This is a genomic window from Azospirillum sp. B21, from assembly GCF_008364825.1.
Taxonomy (GTDB): domain Bacteria; phylum Pseudomonadota; class Alphaproteobacteria; order Azospirillales; family Azospirillaceae; genus Azospirillum.
In genome coordinates, this window is the sequence record NZ_VTTO01000012.1 from 21,838 (window position 1) to 45,380 (window position 23,543).

Here is a 23,543-nt window from a genome sequence, read left to right on the forward strand (position 1 = left end):
TTACTCCGGCCAATAAGTAGCGCTTCCGGTCGAGTGGGGGATCATTTCAGGCGATGCACCGTCCGGCGCCGATCCGCTGATCTCGGCCTGCCTTCAATGGCCCACTGTCACTAATCCAAACGTCCACCGCAGCCGCTGCACAAGGAGCTCACTTACGATGACCAATGCCACCAAGCCGAAACTGACTCGCGGCCGCAAGAAGCAGGGCCCCAACCCGATCGACGTGCATGTTGGGTCTCGCATCCGGTTACGTCGGACTCTTCTTGGCATGAGCCAGCAAAAGTTGGGGGAGGCTATCGGCCTTACCTTTCAGCAGGTGCAAAAATACGAGCGCGGCGCCAACCGCATCAGCGCGTCCCGCCTGTTCCACCTCACGCGTGTGCTTGATGTGCCCCTGTCCTTCTTTTTCGACGACATGCCGCCTCATGTTGCGGCAACAACGGTCGATGAAGATGGCGATGTAGTGATCGGCGACCACTCCGGCAGCGGCTACGAGCCGGACCCGATGGTCAAGCGGGAGACTCTGGAGCTGGTGCGCGCCTACTACACCATCAGTGACCCGTCCGTCCGCAGGAGCCTGATCGATCTCGCCAAGGTTCTAACGAAGTTGAGCTCAACCGAACCAACTTGATCTCACTGCCGCAACCACGCAGCGACAATTAGATGTCCACTGCGGCAAAGTTCTAGGCGGTCACCACCGGTCTCGCACGATTATCAGCATGTTGCAAAATCCGACCAGCGCCAGGGATCGGGCAGCATCCCGGTGCTGGTCGTCGAGCCAGAGCACCTCTGGGCGAGCCGGTGCGGCATCAAGGCACTGTTCCTAGGCTCAACGCTCCGCAGTCCAGGGCATGAGGCCATGCAGCAGCGCATTAAGGGCCAGTGCGCGGTCACGGTAGATGGGCGCAGGCTTCCCGTCCCTGCGCACCCCACGCGCCCAATAAGCCGGCGTTTCGACGCTGCTCAGGCGGAGCATACCTGCGATCTGCCGGAAGGGAACTGGCTTGCCCAGGTCCAACTCTCTGCCCATTTCAGCGCGCCACCGCTCGAAATCCTCCGGCGGCATCACGCCTTTCTCCTCGTCCCACGCGAACGGCGGCAGTCCCTCCGCAAGCGCTGCGCAAGCCAAAGACATATAGGCGGGGATGGTCGTGGGCGTGTTCGTGCCTCGCTTCGCGCCGCGTAGCATCTCGTCGATGCGGCTCATGCTGAGACCCAGCTCTTGAGCGGCCTTCGCGTGGGTCCACTGCATCGTGTGCAGCCAACAGACGAAGGCGTCGCTGGTCATGATTGCCGCATTAACTGCTCTGGGCATCGTCGCGTCCGAAGTCGAGGTCATTTTTCCGATCGTTACCACGGACAAGCGTTGAGTCCCAGCACGGGTGCGGGCGGGAGGCGTTAGGTTGGTCATTTCAAGTCCTTTCCCGACGCCCACCAATCAGGCGGTGTGGACGTCTGTAGCCATTCGGAGCCATCTGGGCGGCTGATTTAAACCGCTGGCTCGGGCCGGATGTCCTGGAGTCAGCGATAGAGTTCTGATCCTGTGATAGGAGCGGTCGGGTTTACGCTCCCCCCTCGGGTGACCGGCTGTTCGACCGGGCACGTATGGAGCACGGTCTGCAGGACCCGGAGTTCCCGCTCATCGGCGCTGAGCTGCCACTTGTGCTTGATGTAGATCCAGCGCCGAACGAAGAAGCAGCGTTCGGTTTCACCATCAGGGAGCCATGCCTCGGGGCCATAGGCACCCTTTCGCTGGTTTACATCGCGGCCGGTGACCACCAGGTTCTCCATGTCGTTGAAGAACCGGTGTCGGACCGCGGTCTCCCACTGATACCCCCCGGAGTCGTGCGCTTCCTGAACAGGGACGACGTGATCGATGTCCGTGTTCTTGGGATCGGTAATTTCCACACCAGTCCAGGCATCGCGCCAGAGCCCGGCAACCACCTTACAGTTTCGGAGCCGCGGCCGAACCAGCGACGTGGCAGCCAGCACTGCGTGCCGCGTCGTCAGGCACCCTTCCACAGGCTCCCAATCGCCCCAAGCCTTGCGGTCATAGCCCTTGCGCATTTCGGCGGCCGCCGGCGGCAGTTGCTGGGCCGCTACCGGTTGGGCAGCGGCGGCCACCATTGCGGCGGCGATGAGGATAGCGAAGCGGGGCATCGTGCGTGTCCGTGTCGACGGGACAAAAGGCGGGGCGGTAATCACGCGGAGAGGATTTGGAAAAGCTCGGCTTCGGTAGGCTCCGGGATTTCGCTCCACGGCCGCCCGATCCGGGGTGTCGCCTGCCAACCTTTGCTGCCCTCCGGCAGCTTCTTAGGGTCGAACGGCTGTATCATCCCGGCTCTGGCCAGCTCATCGAAAGCCGCTAGGGCACGTGAGCTGATAAAGTGCGGGGGCTCGAAGGTTACGGTCGTCACGGCGCCCATTCCAAACAGGCGGTAAGCGACGACTTGGGCGTCTCTGGACAGCGTGCACATGGTGTGATGGCTTCCTTCATCGGGGCGGTCAAACGAGGCGTGGAACGTACGAGACGATAACCCCCAGCCAGAACCCGAGCAGAACGCCGAAGAGCATCTTGGTCCGGGTGTTCGGCTTGTTGTCGTTGGCGGGTGGCATGAGGTGTCTCCAGAGGCCGTTACGTGCAGTGACGGTTCTCGAAGTGCTGCGCCGGCCGATTGGTGGTTGGATCGAGAACGGACGCGCCGTTGAGCGACAACCGGATCACCGCATCCTTCAGGGAGATTAGCCAGCGGTGCAGATCGCCAGACGGGCTGTCGATGCCGGCCAGCATCTCGTCGATGTAGGGAACCCGCATCAGCGTGTCGGCAAAGGTCTGCGCCTGGTGGATATCCTCCCAGCAGGACAGCAGGCGTCCGCTGTCGCGCCAGAACACCAGCCACCACACCTCACCGGCGATCTCATGCAGGCACACACCCATGGGCCCGTGTCCAAACACGACACGCGGATGAACGGGACCGTCGATGGCGGCGACGGTCATCCGGGTATAATCGCGAACCCACTCGGCGGGGCTATGAATAACATTGTGTTCAATCTCGGCGAGGGTGGGGAAGGGCACTGTCGAATTTCTCATGGTCATGACATCCATTATGACGGACCAGGCGCCAGCAGCGCGTCGGCGAAAAACAACGGTTTTGACCGTCTTTCCCGAGGGCTCTAGGCCGCGAGTCCCTTCTCCTTCGCTTTGTGGTGCACCCAGCCGCGGTGGTAGTTCTTGGCTCGAGCGATCCGTTCGAGGTCTTCCACGGATCTGGCGAGCCGCATCAACGTGCCATACCCTCCGGTCTTGAGCTGGTCGTCCGACATCGACGCGATCACCTTGCGCCGATTCACCTCCCCATCCTCAGGCGCAGGGAGGGCCGCCAGCTTGCGCGCCGTGAAGGCTTCACCGCACTCCTGGCAGTGCTGTCGGCTATCGTCGATACGCGTGACCCGGAAGCATCTCCGGCAGCGCTGAACCGGTGCCACCTCACGGTGCTCGTGGTCGCCATCGAGAGACCATTCCAGCTCCTCGTCGAGCATTCCGTGCTCCAGGGTGTTCCCCACCATGTCGATCAGAATGCCCCTTCGCTTTCCGGTAGACGGCCGCGTGAACCGGCCGCCCTGCTGCTGGAAGAGCCCCGTGCTCTTGGTCGGGCGGAGCAGGACCCCGACCTCGACATTCGGTACATCGGTGCCCTCAGAAACGAGCTCGCAGCTGGTCAGCGCCTGCAACGATCCGTCGGCAAGTCCCTTCAGCCGGGCGTTTCGCACCTCATCCGGCATCTTCCCGTCCACCGGCACCGCCGCGTACCCGGCCTTCGTGAGTTGCTCCGCAACATGGGCGCAGTGGGCGCGGCTGACGCAGAAGAAGATCGCCGGGCGACCGGAGGCGAGGCGAGCGTACTGTTGCACGGCAGGCTCGGTGACCTCCGGGTTGTTCAGAATGCGTTCCAACTCCGACGTCGAATAGTCGCCACAGCTGATCCGGACGCTGCGAAGATCCAGATGCAGGGGAGGGGCATTGATGTCGACGGGGACGAGGTACCCTTGCTCCGTGAGCCAGGACATGCTCGGCCCCACGATCGCGGTATCGAACACGAGGCTGAGCCCGGTGCCGTCTGCCCGAAACGGCGTCGCTGTCACACCGAGACGCAGGGCTCGATCCAAGGCCTCGAAGACCCGCATGTACTTGCTGCAGACGGCGTGATGCGCTTCATCGACGATAACGAGCCTAATCTTCGTCAGGAACGGCGCATAATTGTCGAGGCGGGACGCCAGCGTGTCGATGGAAGCGACATAGACATCTTCCTGCGCCAGCATGCGGCCGGGATAGATCAACCCGTGCGGCAGCCGCAGGCGATGCAGCGTCTGGGACGCTTGGCTCAGCAATTCCCACCGGTGGGTCAGAATCAAGGTCGGCCAGCCAGCCCCCGATACGATTTCCGCCACCTCCACAAATGTGGTGGTCTTGCCACCGCCCGTCGGCAAGACGTAAAGGGGGTGGCGGCGCTGCCTGAGGGCACGCAGGATCTTCTCGCGGTCCTCGACCTGGTAGGGACGAAGTTGACGACGGCTCATGTCAGCCTCAGACGCGGAACGCGGCGATCAGGCGGTAGCAAGGTGGCGGCCGCGCCTACCGGCTGCGTCCGCCAGGGTGATGCAGTTGATCGTGGTCACAGGTGCATCACCGTCGACCACGCGGATCAGATTGGCGCTGCTCTTGCGCCCATAGACCTCGATGTACCCCACCGGGATGCAGTCGGTTTGAATGGCGTTAGGGATCATGGTCCACCCTGTACGATTTTGGCTCTTGATGGCCACATTAATCGTACAGAGCGCATCATACAAGTGGCGAAGACACCGCTGTCGTAAGTATTCTTCGGCACTCATCGTTGAACTAATACATTCTTGCCCAGGGTCTTACTCAGACATTTGCCATGCACCCTAGATAACCTCTAACACTCCCGCATCTTCACACGTCGTAACTTCTAAGCGCTGTCAGCATCTGGCATTACATCGGTCACTGCCCCGCGCCCCAGCGACCGCGCTAGGTCGCCCAGGACACGGCGGTCCTCGGGCCGGAGCTGGCGCGCGAGAAGCAGAAGCTCACGCTCATCGTCTTCCAACCATGGAAGAAAAAGCGCCAATGGAGCGACAGGACCAATCTGCGTATCCGGAGCCGCATGAGCGCCATGGCTGGTGACGGTACGCAGCCCGATCTGAGCGCGTTCGCCCCCCGGACCGGTGCTCAGCGCACGCTCGACCGTCATCCAGGTCCCTTGGCACCCGGCACAGGCACGCTTGCGGCGGATGCTGTTATCGGCCTGCGTACGGGTCTCAGTGACACCGTTGAGGGTGCTGCCGCAGCGTGGGCACGCCATCGCGCTGGGTTTTGCTCGCCCGCTTATCTTGGCGATGGTCGTGTTGCTGCCAGCGGCCATGTTCAGCTCCCGTGTGTAGTCACGGGCTAGAAGAGTAGCGTCTCATCCGCTGACTCGTCCCACTCGAAAGACGTCAGTTTCCGTCGCCTTTCGCGGGCATATCATCAAGTCAGCTCTCATCTTCGCGATGACAGTCGATCACGACGAAGCTGTCCATGCTGCTGTCGTTGTCGGAGAGGCGAGTTGACCAATCGTCCCGGCGGGCGATCCGGTGGGCCTTCCTCTCAGCCTGTCCAGGACTGCGGGCGAGAACGCGATAGTCCGCCCCAATGCTGGCTCGAACGCGGACGATGTAAGGCACCGGGGCACCGCCTCCCTCGGCATCTTCCGGGCCGGCGTCGGTGTCCGACGACAGAGCACCGACGCGCTGGATATCGGCGACGATGGCTTGCCGGTGCGCTTCCAGGCGATGGCAAAGACATTCGATCTCCGCATCGTCGAGGGAGCCTTCCGGATGGGCGAACTCGGCGTCTTCCGGTGCCGCCGAGCTGGTTTTAAGGAACTGCAGCAGGACCAGGAGGCTGGCTGCTTCCTTGTCGGAGATCGTGATCTGGGGGTCCATGTCGATCTTCTCGCTCTTGAGCTGGTGGGGGAGGGCGCGTAACCAGAGGACACGCGCCCTAGTCACAAATCAGGCGGCTTCCTCGTCCACGCCGGTCGCCGAGCTGCTTGCCACGTCCTCGGCCTCGGCAGCGAACGCCATGCCCGGCGGCAGCCACTGCTGGATGCCCGTTACCATGTCCTGCGGGATCGGGCCATCGGCGTCCGCGGCAACGGGGCCAAGCTCAGAGAGCAAGATGGCGTCGGGCGATCCGAACCACCGGTCGAGCGTGCTGACCATCTGGGCCTTCTTGGCTGGGGCGAGAGTCTGCACCCCCTTGCCGACCACGGCCACTTCGTCCAGCACGAACCCCTTCGACACGCGCGACCAGAACTCCGTCGCGGTTGGCCTCCATGTGCGAGCCGGATCGCATCCGATCTCGGTGCCGATATGTTCAACCACGTCATCCCGCTTGCCGCCATATTCGGACAAGCTGACGCTGATTGTTTGGGCGAACAGCACGGCCAAGACGGCGTCCTTGTCGGCGTCGGACAGGCTGTGGATGGTCTGGAACAGCAACACTTCACGCCCGCTGTAGCTCTTTTCCGGTTCGATCCTGCTCTTGAAGGCGTCGAGCAATTTGGCGAGGGCGGCACCAGCGGGCGTCTCGCCCATCTTCACCACGCTCCCCGAGAGCCGCTCAAAATGCCCCGACAGATTCGACGCCGCCGCCATGTTGCAGCGTATGGAGAGCTTCACCCATAGCGTATAGATCAGATAGCTCTTCGCGTACTGCGGTTCCTGCGCAAGAGCCAGCTGGAAGGCTTGGGTCCGGTGAGCCTCCAGGTCTGTGACCAGAGCCGCCGTATACGGCCCTCGCGCAGGCTTGCTGGTGCTTCTATCGAAACCGGTCTGCGTGAGCGTACCAGCGGGCGGCGCGTTCGCGGCCTCGCCTTCACCAGTCGCGTCCGGAGCGATGTAGCCCTCGCGCAGATCGAAGTCGCCGTCGCTGCCGATCAGCACGAACACCCCAGCCTTGGCTTTCAGTTCGGCGCTGTAGAACCGCCCCTTCGACGCATCGATCCTGGCAATCAGGCGCTTGAGTTCGGCCATGCGGTCGAGGTCTTCCTGCGGAATCTCGGGAGCGTCCTCGTCGCCCTCATCGAAACCGTCCTCGTAGTCTCCGTCATCTTCGTCGTCCTCCAACTTTGCATCATCCTCCACAGATGCAGCGCCGCCGGGCCTGCCGACTGTGAGTTCCGCGTGATAGCGGGAGAGGATCTCGTTGTGCGCAACGACCAGAGCCAAGCGCTCGTCTTCCTGATCGGCCGTGAGTTGACGTTCCTGATCCGGTCGAGTGCTCCGCATCGACGCGAGCACCGCGTGATCGTATTCCAGCATCGGCTTTGCCCATGCCCAGCCTTCGGCAACCAGCCGGTCGCACTCGCGCCGCAGCTTTGCGGTGGCAATCTCCAGGGCGGCGGTGCGGTCGTCCAGGTAAGTCCCATCCTCCTTGAACAGATCCTCGGTGACGGGCAGGCCCTTCGCCACGTAGTCCGCACGAACAAAGGTCCCGAGCTTGGAGGTCACCGGCACCCGCTCTTGCGCCAATTCTTTCCGGATATGGTAGGGGTGAAGCGAATGAGACTGCTTGAGCGCGTCGTAGACACGCTCCTGGATGGCGTGATCGTCGCTCAGGGTGAACGCCTCGCACACTTCCTTGTCAATCTTCCCGTCACGGAACAGGTCCAGCAGACGTGGGCTAAGCCGCCCCAGTTTCAGACGCTGTTGAACCGCACGCACCGGGAGTCCGAAGCGGATGGCAATGTTCTCAGCTGTCTTGCCCTGCTCCAAAAGCGCGGCAAACGCCCGGTACTCGTCCACAGGCGTCATATTCACTCGCTGGACGTTCTCCGCAAGCGACACCTCTTCGGCCTCGTCAGCATCCCGGACCGCGCAATCGACGGCGTAAGTCCCGTCGATCTCCCCTTTTGTCCGCAGGAGTTCCAAAGCGGCCAGACGCCGCCCGCCGCCAACGACTTCAAAGGTGTCGTCGTTTGCCTCGGTTGGAATGACGATCAGGTTTTGGAGCACACCTCGCGCCTTGATATCAGCCGCCATAGACTCGATATCAGCAAACGGATAGGTCTTCCGAACGTTACGGTCCGACCGGCGGAGATTTGAAAGGGCAATAGACTTTATCATGGTATGTGTCCCTGCTGTAGTGCGTTGGGGAAACGCGATGCACAGGGACAAATACATCGTACAGAGCGCATAAGCGCAAGCACAAAAATGCGTTGCTCCAATCTTTTTTCTACCGTCTAGGTCGAATATTTGTCAACGCCCCGGCGTCAGAAGCAGACGACAGAGATCCTCATCGTCTCTTTTAGAAAATGGCGTTCCCTAAAAAAATATTCAGTGAGTGTCGGCTCATGCGGTTCCGGGTCTTGAAAATAAATACCGCTCCTGGCGGCCAGCACGCAGCCAGAACAATGGGCAATGAACGCTCTCGTCTGCTCCGGGTAAGCGCGCCGCAAAAGGAGTGAGGACGGCGAAGCCTCCCGCGCCGTCCTCTTCCCGTTTTGCGACTTCAACACTGCGCCCCCCTGGATGGGATCACCCCGGTGCAATTGAGATCACCGCACCGCGGATCACTCCGCTAATTTCGAGCGGATAGGTTCCGGCCAGAGGATAGATCTCCTGATCGTATCCGACGATGATTGTCCCGCTCAGACGCGCGACGCGCAGCGTGTTCGAACCGGGTTTCCCGTCGGCGCGCTCGATCTCAATGAGTGCGGTTTCACCCTCAGCCAGAACGATGGGTACTGGGAGCGCCGGTCGCCAGTCGCGCCTCGTCCTGACAAAACCGTCCCCGACCGGCACGTTCACCACGCCGCCCACGATTAGGATGCGCGAGTAGGCGCTTGCGATCGGGTTGCTGGGAACCGGCACCGGAACCGGGTAGGGGACCGCACCACCCCAAGACCCCAGCATCGGCCCCGCGAACACCCCGCCAGCATTGAGCCGCGCCATGTAAGCCGCCCGCTCCTGGCGCCGGGCGGCCAGCTCCTCTGCACGGCGGCGTTCCTCGGCCGTGTCCAGTTCCGCCTGTTTGCTGCGAGCCTCAAGCTGCTGTTCGGCCGACAGCGCCTTGAACTCGGACTCCGACATGCCCAACGGAAACCGGGCGCACGCCGCCACCCCCAGGAGGGCGAAGGTAACGGCAACGAAATGGAGCAGCCTCATGAGATCCGGGCCTCCCGTTAGGGATCAATGCCATTCCCACACGGCTGGATCGGCGCCTTCGGCGAAGATCATAACCGCATAGGTCTCCTTCCGCCCATCCAGTTCCATACCCGGCGCACCCATTGGCATATTGGGTACGGCAATTCCTCGGGCGCTGGGTCGCTCCGTGAGCAAGCGTTTCACGGAACTGGGCGGAACGTGCCCCTCAATCACATAACCGTCAATCGTCGCCGAATGGCACGACCAGAGGGAATCAGGCAGACTAAGTTCAGCCTTCTTGCGCGCGAGATCGTCGACCATGATGACGCTCGGGTGGAACCCCTCGGCCTCCATCCGCTTCACCCAGGCGCCGCAGCATCCACAGGAGGCATCCCGATATACCCGCAGCTCAGGAACGCCGGCGGCGGCGAGCGGCTGTATGGCGGCCGGAACGACGATGCTGGCGGCGGCGAGGGCGAGGGCTCCACGAAGGAAGCTGCGGCGTTCGACATGGATCATGGTGCACCTGTTGAATGGCTCGTTTCCGTTGCGGGAAGATTAGACCGGTGAAGGTGTCTCCCTCGCCTTCCATAGATGTAGCGGCCCGAGATCATCGGCGGCCGGACCCGAGATTTTGACGGACTCCAGGACCGGATTGGCTGAGACGCAAAGCAGGCTCTGGCTCACATTCGGTGAGACGGGAACTACAATGTTTGAGACGGACCCGAGATTACCGAAATTGGATCGCAGTGCATGAGACATTGCCGGCAGGCGGGTTCGACCACCTCTAGTGGCCTCACACGGCAGCCCTCGACCGGCAAGGCATATGTGAATAGTCGGGGGAATTTATAGGTAAGTTACCCAAATTGCCTAATGGAGGGCGTGAGGTTGGCATTTAGCATGCTGCAAATGTTCTCAGCATCCTCTGGCAAAAGCCCCATCAGCGGACGCGCGTTGTACTCCGCGATCTGGTCGGACGTCATGTCGATCACCACCCAACCGGTAACGTCCCATGCGATTCGGTATCGTGCCTGCATACCTGATTGTTGCACAGCAGCAAAATCTTTGACAATCGGGATCTTTCCTATACGCGAGTGTCGGCGATCACTGGTTTGCCGATGCTCCAGACAAACAGATCTTCAGCCAACTTGGCATTCCGGCGGCGCCTGCCGGGACGATGGCGTTGTATTACATCCTCTACCGACTGCTGGCTTCTCACGGCCGATTGGGCTTTGGTCGCGATAGACGTTCCCATTGCGGACGGCACTGGTATGCTCAGTCCTACACTACCTCGAACCGCGGGATACTGAACTGGTAATGCCGCCTGCGGCCATGTCCTTCAGTCCGTTTGCCGCCTCCAGCGCCGCCTTTTTCCGGCATGTTCGCCCTCCGGAGGAGGCCGGTCCGCCATCCTGGGCAAGGAGGCGGATACCGGCGACCAGACGGGTGCGCAAAGCAGATGCGAAACCGGCCGGAGCAGCCCGCCCGCCAGTGGTCTCAACGATACAGCCCAGGCGTCTCCACCGCCTCGCCACCCAAGCCAAGCTTGAACTCGGTGACGCCGGGGGCATCGTCCGGGTTGATTCCGCCGAGATCGAGCGCGGTGACACCGCGCTTCTTCAGCTCTTCGATCGCCCGCCACAGCACCAGCCGCATGGCGTTGCTCTTCCGCCCCGCCGCGTTGGACCAGCCGATCTGGTAGGTCGCCGCCTGCCCATGGATGAACAACAGTCCGGCGGCCACCGGTTCCTTTCCAGCAAGCGCCGTGATCATCAGCACCCCGCCGGCCTTATGCAGCGCGTTGCGCAACCGGACGATGAGCGTCCCCGAGGCACTGCGGTATCCCTTGGTTTGCGCCTGTTTCTGGTCCTGCCGCACCAGCCACGGCAGGTTCTGCGCTGCCGGGTCGACATCGAGGACCAAGCCGGCCGCCTCCGCGGCCCGCAACCCCTTGCGCCACGGGCCGGCAAAGCGGGTGCGGATCGCCTCCAGCTTCGGCGACAGGTCGAGCCAGACCGTCTGGTAGCCGGGCGCGATGCGACGGAAGCCGCAGCGCTCCAGCACAGCCGCCATCTCCGGCGAGGCCGGCAATTCGGGCAGGACGCTGACGCGGCTGAACAGGTGGTTCGGGTACTCCCGACGCAGCAGACGGAACACCGCCTCGGCTGTCTCCGGCGTCGGCGTCCCGCCTAGCCACAGCGGCCCGCGGTGAATGTGGGTCTGACGGAACAGCTTCAGCGACCGGCGCTGCAGCACCTGCAACAGCCCGATCGGACGCTCCCCCTGCTGAATGAGGCCAAGGCGCGGGACGTAGCCGCGCGTCTTGGCCATCGCGCTTGCGTAGCCGAAGCTCTGCGGCAGTGTCGAGCGCGGGATCGCGGCGTAATGCCGTCCCCACTCGCCGACGGTGCCCTCGTTCCACAGGATAGTGACGGTCGGATCCGTGATCATGGCGTGCGGTCAGCGTTCGGGCCAAACCGGGTGCTCACCGTCGATCACCAGCGCATGGCTGTGACGGTGCCCGGTCCCGGTGTGCTCGGCTCCGGCCAGGTGCGGGTGGCCGGGTGGCAGGTTGTCATGGGTGTGCGGCAGTTCGGCCGGATCATCCACCGGCCACAGCAGGGCCGCCAGCCCGACCGCCGCCGCTGCGAGAGCGGCGAGGACGCCGAAGGCCGTGTCCAATCCGGCAGTTGCCCCCAGCCAGCCGGCCAGCGGATAGGTGAGCAGCCAACAGGCGTGCGACAGTGCGAACTGTGCCGCGAACAGCGCGGGCCGGTCGGCTGGATGCGCCGAACGTTTCAGCAGGCGGCCGGTCGGGGTTTGGGCCAGCGAATAGCCGAGCCCGAGTGCCAGCCACAGCGGCAGCAGCCAGCCGTAGCCCGGCAGCAGCGTGCCGGCGGCCAAGCCGATGACCAGGACCGTTGCTCCGCCGAGCATGGCCCGGCGGTCCGGCAGGGTGTCGAGCAGACGCGGCAGGGCCAGGGCGGCGATCATCGAGCCGCCACCGAAGGCGACGAGCGCCACCGCCGTCGCCGTCTGGTCGAGGCCGTAGCGCGCCTGGACCAGCACCACCGTGTTGACGATCACCATCGAACTGGCGGCGGCGATGGCAAGGTTCAGCGCCAGCAGCCCGCGCAGGCGCGGCGTGGCGAGGTAGAGACGGATGCCGCGCGTCATGCGGTCGTAGATGCCGCCCTGGGCCGCGGCGTCGGCCCGCGGGCTCGGCAGGATGACCGACACCACCAGGGCCACGGAGATCAGGAAGCCGACGACGGTGCCGGCGAACAGGGCGTGGAAGCTGACCACCGTCAGCAGGGCGGCCGCCAGCATCGGGCTGACGACACTCTCGAGGTCGTAGGCCAGCCGCGACAGCGAGAGCGCGCGGGTGTATTCGCCCTCGTCGGGCAGCACGTCCGGGATGGTGGCTTGGAAGGTCGGAGTGAAGGCGGCCGATGCCGCCTGCAGCACAAAGATGAGGCCGTAGACCTGCCAGACCTCGGTGACGAAGGGCAGCGCCACCGCCACACTCGCCCGGACGAGATCGAGGGCCACCAGCATTGTCCGCCGTGGCCAGAGGCTGGCGAAGGCGCCGGCGACTGGGGCGACACCGACATAGGCCACCATCTTGATGGCGAGTGCGGTGCCCAGCACCGCGCCGGCATCGGCGCCGGCGAGATCGTAGGCAAGCAGCCCGAGCGCCACGGTCGCCAGCCCGGTGCCGACCAGCGCGATCACCTGGGCCAGGAACAGATGGCGGTAGCTCCGGTTGGCCAGGATCGTCAGCATCGTTTCACCCTTGCGTTGGACAGGAGCCGGCGTCCTCCGGTCTTCTGAGGGTCAATGCAGCGTGGACGGCATGACCCAAGTCTCGACCACGTCCAGGCTCTCCTTGAGCGGGGTGCCGGGATGGTGCCAATGGTGGATGACGGCGGCGGCCTCCACGGCGTGGCGGTGGGGAACCCCATCCGCCACCAGGGCGCGGTAGGCGCGGGTCACGGCGTCACGACACATGGGTTCCTCCGATCCAGGCCAGCGTGTAACCCAGCCCCTGCAGAGCGTGGATGCCGACATAGAGTCCGACCAGGATGATAACGGCGCTCGACAGGTAGGGGGCGCGGCGGGCGAAGCTGCTGAAGGCACCCGACCAGCGGCGTTCGGTATGGCGCATGCCGAGCGCGGCGATCGCCCCCGCAGCCACCAGGGTCAGGGCCAGACCGATGCTGAAGCACACCACCAGCGCGGCGCCGAGGGTGACCTCCTTGAGTTGGAGGCACAGCAGCAGCACGGTGATCGCCGCCGGGCAGGGAATCAGCCCGCCTGTCAGGCCGAATACGATGATCTGCCCGGTGGTGATCTGCCGGCCGGCAAAGCGGCGCCGAATGTCGCGAGCATGCGCCCGCTCATGCGCGTCCTGATAGCCGACCTGCCCGAGATCCAGCGCGCCAGCCGGTGCGTGGTCTCGCTCGCCATGGCCGTGCTCATGTCCATGGCCGTGATGATGGTGGTGACCGCTGGCCGCCTCATGGCGATGGGCATGCTCGGTGAAGCGCACCGGGTACTCGTGCACATGGCCGGCATGGCCGACCCGGACGGTGGCGACGAACTCGTGCGGCTCAGGAATCTCTTCGACCGACTCGAGAAAGTCGCCCTCATCAAGGAACGAGAACTGCTGCAGCGTGCCGTCGGGCCGCAGCGTCTCCACCGTTACGGTGGCGGCGTTCGGCGCGGGGGCTTGTCGGCCCTGCCGCTCGGAGCGGATACGGAACCGGGGCGGGACGCCATCCTCGAAGACCTCCAGCACCAGCACGTCGCCGTGGCCGGTATCGATGCGGTGGGTCTCGTCGCCGTGGGAGTGGTCGTGCCCGTCGTGCCGCTGCTCCCGCCAGGTCCGCGCCGCCATCCACACCGCCACCGCGATGATCAGCACCGCCGAGGCGAGCTGGAAATAGGGCTCGGTCGTCTCGGCGCTCCAGCCCCGGCCGATCCACATCCCTCCGAGCGCCACGGCCCAGACCACCAGCGTATGGGACACGGTGGCGGCCAGACCGAGCAGAACCGCCCGGGTGACGGTGCCGCGGATGGCGACGATGAAGGCCGCCATCATCGTCTTGGAATGGCCCGGCTCCAGCCCGTGCAGGGCGCCGAGCAGGATGGCGCTCGGGATGAACAGCCAGGCGTTCGAGGCGCCTTGCTGCAGGAGGGCGGAGAACTCAGGCATGGCAAGTCCCTACAGGTATTTCGTGATCGCCTTGAACTCGGCGACCGATGCCCGCGTCTGGGCGGGGGTGGCATCGATTGCCGCATCCAGGCAGTGGTCCAGGTGATCGTGGATCAGCACCTTCTTGGCCTCGCGCACGGCGCTCTCCACCGCATGCAGCTGCTGGGCGATGTCCAGGCACGGCCGCCCGGCTTCGATCATCTCGATGATGCCGCGCAGATGGCCGTCGGCCCGCTTGAGACGCTTGATGATGTCGGGGTGGCTGTGGTGCGTGCTCATGGCTTGGTGGTATCCCCCTGGATAGGATAGAGTCAAGGCTGATGGTGGCAGCTGCCGATCTTCCCACTGTGCTTTGGTTGAGTGGCATGCCGAGCGGTGTTGACCGCGCCCCTGATCTTGCTCTATCCCCCTGGATAGGATCAATACCGGCATGGCCGGCACCCGTTCCGCCCCTCAGCCAAGGTCCCGATGTCGTCCGCGTTCCTGCCAACCCTGCTGCGCCTGCTCACCATCCTGGTGGTGGCCATCGGCATCGTGGCCTTCGCAAGCCATGCCGTGCCGGCCGGCGGGGTGTTGAACGACGCCTCGATCCTGGTGCAGGCGGACGGGGATGGCGGCCACAGCCATGACGATGATGGGAACAACCGGGACCGCGCCGCCGGGCACACGCACGGCCACAACCCGGCCGACCACTCCCACGACACCCTGATGTCCGGCACGTCCCTGCGGTCGGCGGTCGATGGGGATGCCGATGCATGGCGCCGGGTCGCCTCCGATCCGGATGCCGGCCATGCTCCCCAGCCTCGGGATCGCCCACCCCGGCCTGACGGTCACGCATGAGTTCCGCCCGCCGCCTTGCCGCGGTGGCCTTTCAGCGAACCGTCAGCGGATTTGAACCATGATCCCAGTTTTGCGAGGGGGCTCGCCGTGCCCCGGCGCGGCCCGTGCCGCCCTTCCCATGCTCGTCTTCGCGGCTCTGGCGCTCGCCGGTGCCGACGCCCTCGCCCATGGTGTCACCCAGGGCGACAAGGGGTACATCCAGGAGATCTCCGGGATGAACCTGCTGCCCTTCCTCTATCTCGGCGCCAAGCACATGGTGACCGGCTATGATCACCTGCTGTTCCTGTTCGGGGTGGTCTTCTTCCTCTACAAGCTCGAACATGTTGCCATCTATGTCAGCCTGTTCGCGCTCGGCCATTCGACCACGCTGCTGCTCGGCGTGCTGTGGGACACCAGCGCCAGCGCCTACCTGATCGACGCCATCATCGGGCTGTCGGTCGTCTACAAGGCGCTCGACAACCTCGGTGCCTACCGCCGCTGGTTCGGCGTGCAGCCGAACACCAAGGCGGCGACGCTGGTCTTCGGCCTGTTCCACGGCTTCGGCCTGGCCACCAAGATCCGTGAGTTCGAGATCGCCCCGGACGGGCTGATCCCGAATCTGCTGTCCTTCAACGTCGGCGTGGAGGTCGGCCAGATGCTGGCGCTCTCCGCCATCCTGATCGTCATGGGCTTCTGGCGCCGTACCGACGGCTTCCTGCGCCATGCCTACACCGCCAACGTCGCGATGATGACCGCCGGGTTCCTGCTGATCGGATATCAGCTGACCGGCTGGGCCGTCGCTGCCTGATCCAAGGATTTCGCCACCATGTTCAACGCCAACATTCCCCCTGTGTCCGAACTGCCGTCCTCGACCCAGCTGCTGCGCTCCACCGCGATCGCCGCGGCGATCGCCGCGGTCCTGCTGGTCACCGCCGTGCTGCCGGCCGAACACGGCATCGACCCCACCGGCCTCGGCCGGGTGCTCGGTCTGACCCAGATGGGTGAGATCAAGGTCCAGCTCCAGGAGGAAGCCGAGGCGGACCGCCCCGGCGCCCAAGGGGCGGCCCCGGACGGCAAGCAGAGCTTCGACCTGGAGGCGATCGGCAATCTCCTGGCCGGGCTGGTCGTCTCGCCGGCCGCCGCGCAGACGCTGCCGGTGCAAATCGCCCAGGCCGCCCAGTCCGACACGGTGAAGGTCACGCTGAAGCCCGGCGAAGGGGCCGAGGTCAAGGCGGTGATGACCAAGGATGCGAGACTGACCTACAGCTGGAAGTCCGAGGGTGGGACGGTCAACCATGACACCCACGGCGAGCCGACCGGCAATCCGAACGCGACGCACAGCTACAAGAAGGGCCGCGGCATCGCCGGCGACGACGGCGTGCTGACGGCCGCCTTCGATGGCCACCATGGCTGGTTCTGGCGCAACCGCGGTGATGTGCCCGTCACCGTCACCCTGACCGCCAGCGGCGCCTACAGCGACCTCAAGCGCGTGAAGTGAGCCCATGGGCGGGGCCTGTGCCGTCAGGCGCCGGCCCCGCCTTTTGCCGACATGCCCTCGGAGGCCACATGGACGATCTCGCCGGTTTGGCCGGCCTGTTCAGTGCCGCGCTGCTGGCCGCAACGATCCTGCCGGCCCAGTCGGAGGTGGTGCTGGCCGGCATGCACATGGCCGAGACCCATTCGACGCTGACGCTGGTGCTCGTCGCCACCGTCGGCAATGTGCTGGGATCGGTGGTGAACTGGCTGCTCGGCCGCTACCTGATCCACTTCAGCGGCCGGCGCTGGTTTCCGGTCAAGGCGTCGCTGATCGACCGCGCCACCGCCTGGTACCAGAAATGGGGGGTGTGGTCGCTGCTGCTGGCCTGGGCTCCCTTCATCGGTGATCCGCTGACCCTGGTCGCCGGCATCCTGCGGGAGAATTTCTGGATATTCCTGCTGTTGGTGACCATCGGCAAGGCTGCCCGTTACGTGGCGCTGGTGGTCGCTGTCTAAGTCCCTTATTGCGTGCAACCGAGGACCAATCATGTCGTCTTGTCCCTGCGGTTCCGGCCGCTCCTTCGAAGAGTGCTGTGGTCCCATCCTGGCCGGAGAGCCGGCGCCGACCGCTGAAGCCCTGATGCGGTCGCGCTACACCGCCTTCGTCCGCCACGAGCTGGACCATGTCGAGCGCACCCATGCGCCGGAAATCCGCGAGGACTTCAACCGTGGCGAAGCCGAACGGGTGGCGGACGAGTCGGAATGGCAGCGGCTCGACATCCTGCGCGCCAGCGAGGAGGGTGATGTCGGAACGGTCGAGTTCCTGATCCATTTCCGCCGGGACGGCAACGATATGCGCCACCACGAGCGGGCGAGCTTCCGCCGGGAGGATGGGCACTGGCTCTATGTCAGCGGCGAGGTGAACCCTAAGGGGGAGCCGCGCCGCGTGGTCAAGGTCGGACGCAACGAGCCCTGCCCCTGCGGGTCGGGCAAGAAATACAAAGCTTGCTGCGGCAAGTGAGCGGAGGGACGGCGCCATGGAACCGCGTTTCTCCTGCACCGCCTGCGGCAAGTGCTGTCATGGCTGGCTGCCGCTGACGCTGAAGGACGCCGTCGCCCATGCCGGCCGCTTTCCGCTGGCGATGGTGTGGACACCGGTGCGGGCGAACGCCCGCTCCTACGAGCTGGCGACCAGGCTGGGCGCGACGGTGCGTCTGCCCAACCGCAAGACGGTGGCGGTGCTGATCGTGCCGACCGCTTATCTGCCGACCTCCTACCCCTGTCCGGAACTGCGCGAGGACGGGCTGTGCGGCATCCATGACGACAAGCCGTCGCGCTGCCGCACCATGCCCTTCTACCCCTACCGCGAGGAGAAGGACCAAGCCGACCTGCTGATCCCGCGCAAGGGCTGGCAATGCGACATCTCTGCGGCGGCGCCGGTCGTCTACAGCAATCACGCGATCCTCGAACGTGCGGATTTCGACCGCGAGCGGGACGACCTGCTCGACCAGGCGCCGGTGATCCAGCGCTATGCCGACTATGTGCTGAAATACATGCCGTGGATCGTCGACGAGCTGGCGAAGCTGGCGGCCAAGCCGACCGGCGGCAATCTGGTCACCAGCCTGTCCTCCTTCCTCACCGCCACCCGCCGGCCGGATGCCGCGGAAATCGCCGCAGCCCAGGCCCCCTTGTTCCAGGCGATGGCGGAGCGGACGAAGGGCGATGCGGCCCTGCGCGACTACCACCGCAACTACAGTGGATGGGCCAAGGAGATGGAGAGCCTTGCCCGGCGCAGGCCCGCCTGAGATCGGCGGCCGCCATGTGAGTGCGGATCTGAACCGGTCCGCGGGTAAGGCCAATCATCGGTGGTAGACCCATACCTAAAGGCTCGTCATCCGCAAGCGCAACGCATTGCCGATGACCGACACTGAACTCAGCGCCATGGCGGCGGCCGCGATGATCGGACTCAGCGTCCAGCCGAACAAGGGATAGAAGACGCCGGCCGCCACCGGCACCCCGAGCGCATTGTAGACGAAGGCGAGGAACAGGTTCTGCCGGATGTTGCCCATGGTGGCGCGGCTCAGCACCCGGGCCCGGGCGATGCCGGCGAGGTCGCCCTTCACCAGCGTCACGCCGGCGCTCTGGATCGCCACCTCCGTTCCGGTGCCCATGGCGACCCCGACGTCCGCTTCGGCGAGTGCGGGAGCATCGTTGACGCCGTCGCCGGCCATGGCGACCACGCGGCCCTCCGCCTTCAGCTTCCGCACGACCTGATGCTTCTGGTCGGGCAGGACCTCGGCCTCGACCTCGTCGATGCCCAGACGGCGTGCCACCGCCTCCGCGGTGGTCCGGTTGTCGCCGGTCAGCATGACGATGCGCACCCCATCGGCGCGCAGCGTCTCCAGTGCATGCGGCGTGCTCGCCTTGATCGGATCGGCCACCGCGATCACGCCGCCGGGGCGGCCGTCCACCGCGGCGAACAGAGCCGTCGCCCCCTCCCGCCGCAGCTCGTCGGCGCGTGCATCCAGGTCGCGCAGGACCACGCCCCGGTCCCGCATCATCGCAGCATTGCCGAGCAGGACCTCCCGGCCGCCAACCCTTCCGACCACACCCTTGCCGGTCACCGAGCCGAAGTCGGTGACCTCCTGCAACGGCAACCCCCGCTCCCTGGCGGACGCGACGATGGCAGCCGCCAGGGGATGTTCACTTGACCGCTCCAGACTGGCTGCCAGGGAAAGAAGCTCCGCCTCGTCGATGCCAGCCGCCGGGACGACCGCGGTCACCCGCGGCTTTCCCTCGGTCAGCGTGCCGGTCTTGTCGACCACCAGCGTGTCGACCTTTTCGAACCGCTCCAGGCTTGCGGCGTCCTTGATCAGCACGCCGGCCGTCGCCCCCTTTCCCACCCCGACCATGATCGACATCGGCGTCGCCAGCCCCAGGGCACAGGGGCACGCGATGATGAGCACCGAGACCGCCGCGATCAGCGCGTAAGCGAAGGCGGGGTCCGGCCCCCAGACCATCCAGCCGCCGAAGGCGAGGAGCGCGACCAGGATGACCGCCGGGACGAAGTAGCCAGACACGACATCGGCCATCCGCTGGATGGGGGCGCGAGAGCGCTGGGCTTCGGCCACCATGGTCACGATGCGCGACAGCATGGTGTCGGAGCCGACCTTCTCGGCCCGCATCACCAGGGCGCCCGTCTGGTTCACGGTGCCGCCGATCACCTTGGCGCCGGGCTCCTTCTCCACTGGCATGCTCTCGCCGGTTACCATCGACTCGTCCACGGCGCTGCGCCCCTCGAGCACCTCGCCGTCGACCGGCACCCCGTCGCCGGGACGGACACGCAGCCGATCGCCGACCCGGACCTGGTCGAGGGAAACCTCATCATCCTCACCGCTCTCCTTGATGCGGCGGGCCGTCTTGGGCGTCAGGTTCAGCAGCGCCCGGATGGCGCCACCGGTCTGTTCACGGGCGCGCAGTTCCAGCACCTGGCCGAGCAGCACCAGCACGGTGATGACAGCGGCGGCCTCGTAGTAGACGGCCACCACCCCGTCCATGCTCCGGAAGCTACCCGGGAAGAGATCGGGCAGAAAGGTCGCGGCCAAGCTGAAGAGGTAGGCAACGCCGACCCCGAGCGCGATCAGGCTGAACATGTTCAGGCTGCGCCGCCGGAACGAGTGCCAGCCGCGCTCCAGCAGCGGCCAGCCGGCCCACAGCACGACCGGCGTCGCCAGGAGGAACTGAATCCAGATGGAGAGGCGCGGCGGCACCAGGTCATGAAGGCCAAGGGCCGGAATGTGGCTGCCCATCTCCAAGACCAGCAGCGGCACGCTGAGCACCAAGCCGATCCAGAAGCGCCGGGTCATGTCGACGAGTTCCGGGTTCGGCCCCTCTTCGAGGCTGGCACCCACCGGTTCCAGAGCCATGCCGCAGATCGGGCAGTTGCCCGGCCCCTCCTGGCGGATTTCCGGGTGCATCGGGCAGGTGTAGATGATCCCCTTCTGCGACGAGGCTTGCCCGGCCTGCTCCGGTGCCGCGGGCTTGGCTTCCGGCTTCAGGTATTGCTCCGGGGCGGCGACGAACTTGTCGTGGCAGCGCGCCGAGCAAAAGTGGAAGCTGTGCCCGTCATGCTCCGCGTGGTGCGCGGTCCTCTCCGGGTCGACCATCATGCCGCAGACAGGGTCTTTGACCGTCCCATGGTCGTCGGCTCCTGCGTGATGATGGTGACCAGAATGGTCATGTCCGGGCTGATGCCCATGGCCATGGTGCAGGTCGTTCATGTTCGCTTCTCCCTTCGCAGGCTCGGCGTCGGTAACGCGGTGTTGCGCGGCGGCGCCCCCGCTTCCTGGTGTGGCGGTGACTTCGAAACCCATGCTCCCCCTTCCAGCAACTGGAAGGTCAATGCCGATGTGCAGGCTGAGGTCTTTCTCTCCTCACTTCTTCGACCGCTCGCTCATGGCGGCATGGCGGCGACGGATCTCCTCCGTCCAGGAGCTTTTGATGAAGGCGAGAACTGCCCAGATGTCGGCATCGCTCAAGCTGCGGCCGAACGCAGGCATGTCGCTGCTGTAGTCAGGCGGGGCGAACGCCGTGATGCCCTGCTTGGTGATCTTGAAGAGATCCGCGTCCGGGTGGTGCCACGTATGGCCGGAAGCGTCATGAGGGGGCGCCGGTAGACGGCCGTCGGGCTTGCGGCTCTGCCAGTTCGGCTGGCCCTCGAGCCGAGCCCCATGGCACGACGCGCACTGTTCGGCGTACACCACCTTCCCGCGGGCGACTTGTGTGGGGTCGGTCGGATCGGCGCCCCCTTTCGGACCGGCGAACAGAACAACGCCAGCTGCCACAATGGCCGCGCCCAAGGCCAAGCCAATGCCAATTGCTGCCCTCTTAGGAAACCGCATGGTGAACCTCAATGCCAGAGACCGGACACGCGCCAACGAGGCCGATGGGTTGGCTGCGTCCAATGTGTAGGGACTCCGACCGTCCGAGCTTCAACGGTGGGATGCGCTGCATTAGCCTGTCGGAGCGAAAGCAGCCGCTCGATGCGCTCTTCGGGTTCCGGATGGGTGCGCAGCACGGATGGATGCGAATTTCGCCGTCCTGGCCAGAGGATACGTTCCCAGAAGCCGGAGCCGTATCGCTGGAGCTTCGCCAGGGCGGAGGCCAACCCCTCCGGATCGCCAGTCAGGGCGGCGGCATCAAGGTCGGCATCGAACTCCCGGGTGCGTGACAGCTGAAGCTGAATGAGCGTGTTGATGGTGGGCGCTCCCCAGAGAAGCGCAATCAGCGGCCAATGGACACTGCTGTGCTGCTCCGCCATCTGCAGCAGGCTCAGGAGCAACAGGACGACGCCGATGGTCGCCATAGCCCCAGTGACCCGGCTGATAATGTCGGCCAAACCCATGATCCAGAGGTCATGGTTGCGGACATGGCTGACCTCGTGGGCTAGAATCCCCGCCAGTTCGCGCAGGGTCATCGCACGCAGCAGCCCATCGGTCAGGATGATAGCGCTGCTGCGAGAGGAGCCGACCGTGAAAGCGTTCGGTACCGGAGTCGCGAAGTAGTGCAACTCAGGAACGCTTGGCAGCCCGGCGCGCTGGGCCAGTACCTGGATGACCTGGTGAATCTCCGGAAGGTCGTGAGGACTGAGCCGCCGAGTTCCGTAGAGACCCAGAACGGCGTGCGGTGAGACAGTCGGGCTGAACACTACCGTCGCACCGATGAGGATGGCTGCCCAGAGGACGCCGAACCATCCGCCGAGCAGCCAGCCGATCGCCACCGCGAGCAACGCCAAGCTCCCCACCAGCAAGATGGATTGCCCTGCGTTCCGAAGCTTATCGCGGCGGTGCTGCCGTTCATTGAAACGGACCATCGGCATGGTGCTCACCCCCTGCGTTGGCCATCAAAACCGGAACGGCTTCCAGGTCTTGCCGCCATCCTGGCTGGCCAGGATGGCCGACTTGTCGGTCACGGCGTAGAGCCGCTCAGGGTTGATCGGATCGACCGCGAGATGCAGCAGTATCGCATCCCCGAAGCCGTTGCTGACCGGCTGCCACGCCAAGCTTGGCTCGGTTGTCTTGAGCAGGCCGGTGCCAACCATGAAGGCGTAGGCGGTGCCGTCCTTGCTCGTTGTGACCATGGTCGCAGGGCGCGCCACCATATAGGCAGCCTGCCAAGTTTTTCCGGCGTCGCGGCTGACCGTCAAGCCGGTGCGCGTGGCAGCGTAGACGGTATTCGCGTCCTTGGCCGATGCTGCCAGGTCGAACATGTCGGCAGGCGGCTTGCCGGTGACCTCCCAGCTCTTCCCAGCATCCCGGCTGACCTGGACGCTGCCGTAGTGGCCGTAGAGCACGTTGGGATCGACCGGGCTGGCGTCCATCGAGTGGAAGTCCACCGGCCCGTTGACGCCCTTCGAGACCGCTTTCCAGGTCTTGGCGCCGTCCGTCGAAACGAGGACGCCGAGGTTCCCGCCAGTCTCGGGATGACCACTGGCGAAGAAGGCGCCGGACTGTGCCGGATTGGGCGTGAAGCCCATGTAGTCATGCGAATTGTCCGAGACCCGGGTCGCCGTGCCGTCGGAGTTGGTCAGCCACACGCCATGATGCGAGGCGAGATACAGGCGGGATGAATCCTCCCGGTCCACCGCAATGCCATGCAGGTGCGACACCTCGGACAGCTTTAGGGTTTCGGCAGCCTGAGTCGGTCCGACGAGCATCATACCAAGCATCAGCGCCGAGGTGATCACGGTGAGTTTCTTGTCGGCGCACATCGCGCATCTCCATGCTGAAAGAGTTGTGTAAAGAGGCGCCGGTTGCCGTAGCAG

At 64.9% G+C, this 23,543-nt stretch carries 26 protein-coding genes; 7 read left to right on the plus strand and 19 right to left on the minus strand.

What is annotated here, in order from left to right:
• Window positions 1-157: 157 nt before the first annotated feature.
• A complete protein-coding gene (locus FZ983_RS23815; RefSeq protein ID WP_149226076.1) occupies window positions 158-631 on the plus strand; it encodes a helix-turn-helix transcriptional regulator in 474 nt (157 codons plus the stop codon).
• Window positions 632-829: 198 nt separating this feature from the next.
• On the opposite strand, the gene FZ983_RS23820 is transcribed toward FZ983_RS23815, so the two are convergent.
• The 15 genes from FZ983_RS23820 to FZ983_RS23885 form a co-directional block, all read right to left on the minus strand.
• Window positions 830-1,339 carry a hypothetical protein gene (locus tag FZ983_RS23820; RefSeq protein ID WP_149226078.1) on the minus strand — a complete coding sequence of 170 codons (510 nt, stop codon included), beginning with the start codon at window positions 1,337-1,339 and terminating at the stop codon, window positions 830-832.
• A 182-nt stretch (window positions 1,340-1,521) separates the two neighbouring features.
• On the minus strand, window positions 1,522-2,160 hold the full coding sequence (locus tag FZ983_RS23825; protein WP_149226080.1) for an HNH endonuclease family protein: 639 nt from the start codon (window positions 2,158-2,160) through the stop codon (window positions 1,522-1,524).
• 41 nt (window positions 2,161-2,201) lie between these two features.
• Window positions 2,202-2,477, minus strand: a complete 276-nt coding sequence (locus FZ983_RS23830; protein ID WP_149226082.1) for a hypothetical protein — start codon at window positions 2,475-2,477, stop codon at window positions 2,202-2,204.
• A 158-nt stretch (window positions 2,478-2,635) separates the two neighbouring features.
• Entirely contained in the window at window positions 2,636-3,097 is a 462-nt protein-coding gene (locus FZ983_RS23835; protein ID WP_188092482.1) for a hypothetical protein, read from the minus strand.
• A 77-nt stretch (window positions 3,098-3,174) separates the two neighbouring features.
• Window positions 3,175-4,578 carry a DEAD/DEAH box helicase gene (locus tag FZ983_RS23840; protein ID WP_149226086.1) on the minus strand — a complete coding sequence of 468 codons (1,404 nt, stop codon included), beginning with the start codon at window positions 4,576-4,578 and terminating at the stop codon, window positions 3,175-3,177.
• A 27-nt stretch (window positions 4,579-4,605) separates the two neighbouring features.
• Window positions 4,606-4,785 (minus strand): hypothetical protein, encoded by a 180-nt coding sequence (locus FZ983_RS23845; protein ID WP_149226088.1) that lies wholly within the window; start codon window positions 4,783-4,785, stop codon window positions 4,606-4,608.
• Window positions 4,786-5,550: 765 nt separating this feature from the next.
• Window positions 5,551-6,003, minus strand: coding sequence for a hypothetical protein (locus tag FZ983_RS23850; RefSeq protein ID WP_149226091.1), 453 nt, complete (start codon window positions 6,001-6,003; stop codon window positions 5,551-5,553).
• Between the two features lie 69 nt (window positions 6,004-6,072).
• Window positions 6,073-8,187, minus strand: a complete 2,115-nt coding sequence (locus FZ983_RS23855; protein WP_188092483.1) for a ParB/RepB/Spo0J family partition protein — start codon at window positions 8,185-8,187, stop codon at window positions 6,073-6,075.
• Between the two features lie 411 nt (window positions 8,188-8,598).
• The gene (locus FZ983_RS23860; RefSeq protein WP_149226095.1) at window positions 8,599-9,228 is read right to left on the minus strand and encodes a hypothetical protein; all 630 of its coding nucleotides are present in this window, start codon (window positions 9,226-9,228) and stop codon (window positions 8,599-8,601) included.
• Window positions 9,229-9,252: 24 nt separating this feature from the next.
• Window positions 9,253-9,726, minus strand: coding sequence for a DUF411 domain-containing protein (locus FZ983_RS23865; protein WP_149226097.1), 474 nt, complete (start codon window positions 9,724-9,726; stop codon window positions 9,253-9,255).
• Window positions 9,727-10,704: 978 nt separating this feature from the next.
• The gene (locus FZ983_RS23870) at window positions 10,705-11,658 is read right to left on the minus strand and encodes a GNAT family N-acetyltransferase (protein ID WP_149226099.1); all 954 of its coding nucleotides are present in this window, start codon (window positions 11,656-11,658) and stop codon (window positions 10,705-10,707) included.
• Between the two features lie 9 nt (window positions 11,659-11,667).
• Window positions 11,668-12,993 (minus strand): MFS transporter, encoded by a 1,326-nt coding sequence (locus FZ983_RS23875; RefSeq protein ID WP_149226101.1) that lies wholly within the window; start codon window positions 12,991-12,993, stop codon window positions 11,668-11,670.
• Between the two features lie 51 nt (window positions 12,994-13,044).
• Entirely contained in the window at window positions 13,045-13,218 is a 174-nt protein-coding gene (locus FZ983_RS34275) for a hypothetical protein (protein WP_188092484.1), read from the minus strand.
• Window positions 13,208-14,425: a nickel/cobalt efflux transporter gene (locus FZ983_RS23880; RefSeq protein ID WP_149226103.1), complete on the minus strand. Its 1,218-nt coding sequence runs from the start codon at window positions 14,423-14,425 to the stop codon at window positions 13,208-13,210. The genes FZ983_RS34275 and FZ983_RS23880 overlap by 11 nt, the downstream gene beginning before the upstream one ends.
• A gap of 9 nt (window positions 14,426-14,434) precedes the next feature.
• A complete protein-coding gene (locus tag FZ983_RS23885; protein ID WP_149226105.1) occupies window positions 14,435-14,704 on the minus strand; it encodes a metal-sensing transcriptional repressor in 270 nt (89 codons plus the stop codon).
• A gap of 189 nt (window positions 14,705-14,893) precedes the next feature.
• Here FZ983_RS23885 and FZ983_RS23890 point away from each other — a divergent pair, with 189 nt between their 5' ends.
• The 6 genes from FZ983_RS23890 (at window position 14,894) to FZ983_RS23915 (ending at window position 18,525) form a co-directional block, all read left to right on the plus strand.
• Window positions 14,894-15,265 carry a hypothetical protein gene (locus FZ983_RS23890; RefSeq protein ID WP_149226107.1) on the plus strand — a complete coding sequence of 124 codons (372 nt, stop codon included), beginning with the start codon at window positions 14,894-14,896 and terminating at the stop codon, window positions 15,263-15,265.
• A gap of 118 nt (window positions 15,266-15,383) precedes the next feature.
• Complete coding sequence (locus FZ983_RS23895; RefSeq protein ID WP_247883949.1) at window positions 15,384-16,052, plus strand: HupE/UreJ family protein; 669 nt, start codon at window positions 15,384-15,386, stop codon at window positions 16,050-16,052.
• An 18-nt stretch (window positions 16,053-16,070) separates the two neighbouring features.
• Complete coding sequence (locus tag FZ983_RS23900) at window positions 16,071-16,742, plus strand: transmembrane anchor protein (protein WP_149226111.1); 672 nt, start codon at window positions 16,071-16,073, stop codon at window positions 16,740-16,742.
• Window positions 16,743-16,810: 68 nt separating this feature from the next.
• Window positions 16,811-17,236 carry a YqaA family protein gene (locus tag FZ983_RS23905; protein ID WP_149226113.1) on the plus strand — a complete coding sequence of 142 codons (426 nt, stop codon included), beginning with the start codon at window positions 16,811-16,813 and terminating at the stop codon, window positions 17,234-17,236.
• Between the two features lie 31 nt (window positions 17,237-17,267).
• On the plus strand, window positions 17,268-17,741 hold the full coding sequence (locus FZ983_RS23910; RefSeq protein WP_149226115.1) for a YchJ family protein: 474 nt from the start codon (window positions 17,268-17,270) through the stop codon (window positions 17,739-17,741).
• A gap of 16 nt (window positions 17,742-17,757) precedes the next feature.
• A complete protein-coding gene (locus FZ983_RS23915) occupies window positions 17,758-18,525 on the plus strand; it encodes a YkgJ family cysteine cluster protein (protein WP_149226117.1) in 768 nt (255 codons plus the stop codon).
• A gap of 75 nt (window positions 18,526-18,600) precedes the next feature.
• Here the strand turns inward: FZ983_RS23915 and FZ983_RS23920 are convergent, their stop codons facing one another.
• The 4 genes from FZ983_RS23920 to FZ983_RS23935 all read right to left on the minus strand — a co-directional run bounded on the left by FZ983_RS23920 (window position 18,601) and on the right by FZ983_RS23935 (window position 23,489).
• Window positions 18,601-21,000 carry a heavy metal translocating P-type ATPase gene (locus FZ983_RS23920; RefSeq protein ID WP_149226119.1) on the minus strand — a complete coding sequence of 800 codons (2,400 nt, stop codon included), beginning with the start codon at window positions 20,998-21,000 and terminating at the stop codon, window positions 18,601-18,603.
• A gap of 153 nt (window positions 21,001-21,153) precedes the next feature.
• Complete coding sequence (locus FZ983_RS23925) at window positions 21,154-21,621, minus strand: cytochrome c (RefSeq protein ID WP_149226121.1); 468 nt, start codon at window positions 21,619-21,621, stop codon at window positions 21,154-21,156.
• A gap of 8 nt (window positions 21,622-21,629) precedes the next feature.
• Window positions 21,630-22,598 (minus strand): zinc metalloprotease HtpX, encoded by a 969-nt coding sequence (locus FZ983_RS23930; protein WP_149226123.1) that lies wholly within the window; start codon window positions 22,596-22,598, stop codon window positions 21,630-21,632.
• Between the two features lie 24 nt (window positions 22,599-22,622).
• Window positions 22,623-23,489 carry an exo-alpha-sialidase gene (locus tag FZ983_RS23935; protein WP_149226125.1) on the minus strand — a complete coding sequence of 289 codons (867 nt, stop codon included), beginning with the start codon at window positions 23,487-23,489 and terminating at the stop codon, window positions 22,623-22,625.
• Window positions 23,490-23,543 lie beyond the last annotated feature (54 nt).

Coding starts and splice junctions, on each gene's coding strand:
- FZ983_RS23875 (WP_149226101.1), bottom strand. CDS start 12,993: ATGCTGACGATCCTGGCCAACCGGAGCTACCGCCATCTGTTCCTGGCC.
- FZ983_RS23860 (WP_149226095.1), bottom strand. CDS start 9,228: ATGAGGCTGCTCCATTTCGTTGCCGTTACCTTCGCCCTCCTGGGGGTG.
- FZ983_RS23920 (WP_149226119.1), bottom strand. CDS start 21,000: ATGAACGACCTGCACCATGGCCATGGGCATCAGCCCGGACATGACCAT.
- FZ983_RS23825 (WP_149226080.1), bottom strand. CDS start 2,160: ATGCCCCGCTTCGCTATCCTCATCGCCGCCGCAATGGTGGCCGCCGCT.
- FZ983_RS23930 (WP_149226123.1), bottom strand. CDS start 22,598: ATGCCGATGGTCCGTTTCAATGAACGGCAGCACCGCCGCGATAAGCTT.
- FZ983_RS23925 (WP_149226121.1), bottom strand. CDS start 21,621: ATGCGGTTTCCTAAGAGGGCAGCAATTGGCATTGGCTTGGCCTTGGGC.
- FZ983_RS23870 (WP_149226099.1), bottom strand. CDS start 11,658: ATGATCACGGATCCGACCGTCACTATCCTGTGGAACGAGGGCACCGTC.
- FZ983_RS23895 (WP_247883949.1), top strand. CDS start 15,384: ATGCTCGTCTTCGCGGCTCTGGCGCTCGCCGGTGCCGACGCCCTCGCC.
- FZ983_RS23820 (WP_149226078.1), bottom strand. CDS start 1,339: ATGACCTCGACTTCGGACGCGACGATGCCCAGAGCAGTTAATGCGGCA.
- FZ983_RS23850 (WP_149226091.1), bottom strand. CDS start 6,003: ATGGACCCCCAGATCACGATCTCCGACAAGGAAGCAGCCAGCCTCCTG.
- FZ983_RS23880 (WP_149226103.1), bottom strand. CDS start 14,425: ATGCCTGAGTTCTCCGCCCTCCTGCAGCAAGGCGCCTCGAACGCCTGG.
- FZ983_RS23840 (WP_149226086.1), bottom strand. CDS start 4,578: ATGAGCCGTCGTCAACTTCGTCCCTACCAGGTCGAGGACCGCGAGAAG.
- FZ983_RS23935 (WP_149226125.1), bottom strand. CDS start 23,489: ATGTGCGCCGACAAGAAACTCACCGTGATCACCTCGGCGCTGATGCTT.
- FZ983_RS23845 (WP_149226088.1), bottom strand. CDS start 4,785: ATGATCCCTAACGCCATTCAAACCGACTGCATCCCGGTGGGGTACATC.
- FZ983_RS23885 (WP_149226105.1), bottom strand. CDS start 14,704: ATGAGCACGCACCACAGCCACCCCGACATCATCAAGCGTCTCAAGCGG.
- FZ983_RS23815 (WP_149226076.1), top strand. CDS start 158: ATGACCAATGCCACCAAGCCGAAACTGACTCGCGGCCGCAAGAAGCAG.
- FZ983_RS23865 (WP_149226097.1), bottom strand. CDS start 9,726: ATGATCCATGTCGAACGCCGCAGCTTCCTTCGTGGAGCCCTCGCCCTC.
- FZ983_RS23890 (WP_149226107.1), top strand. CDS start 14,894: ATGTCGTCCGCGTTCCTGCCAACCCTGCTGCGCCTGCTCACCATCCTG.
- FZ983_RS23835 (WP_188092482.1), bottom strand. CDS start 3,097: ATGACCATGAGAAATTCGACAGTGCCCTTCCCCACCCTCGCCGAGATT.
- FZ983_RS23905 (WP_149226113.1), top strand. CDS start 16,811: ATGGACGATCTCGCCGGTTTGGCCGGCCTGTTCAGTGCCGCGCTGCTG.
- FZ983_RS23915 (WP_149226117.1), top strand. CDS start 17,758: ATGGAACCGCGTTTCTCCTGCACCGCCTGCGGCAAGTGCTGTCATGGC.
- FZ983_RS23900 (WP_149226111.1), top strand. CDS start 16,071: ATGTTCAACGCCAACATTCCCCCTGTGTCCGAACTGCCGTCCTCGACC.
- FZ983_RS23830 (WP_149226082.1), bottom strand. CDS start 2,477: ATGTGCACGCTGTCCAGAGACGCCCAAGTCGTCGCTTACCGCCTGTTT.
- FZ983_RS23910 (WP_149226115.1), top strand. CDS start 17,268: ATGTCGTCTTGTCCCTGCGGTTCCGGCCGCTCCTTCGAAGAGTGCTGT.
- FZ983_RS34275 (WP_188092484.1), bottom strand. CDS start 13,218: ATGTGTCGTGACGCCGTGACCCGCGCCTACCGCGCCCTGGTGGCGGAT.
- FZ983_RS23855 (WP_188092483.1), bottom strand. CDS start 8,187: ATGATAAAGTCTATTGCCCTTTCAAATCTCCGCCGGTCGGACCGTAAC.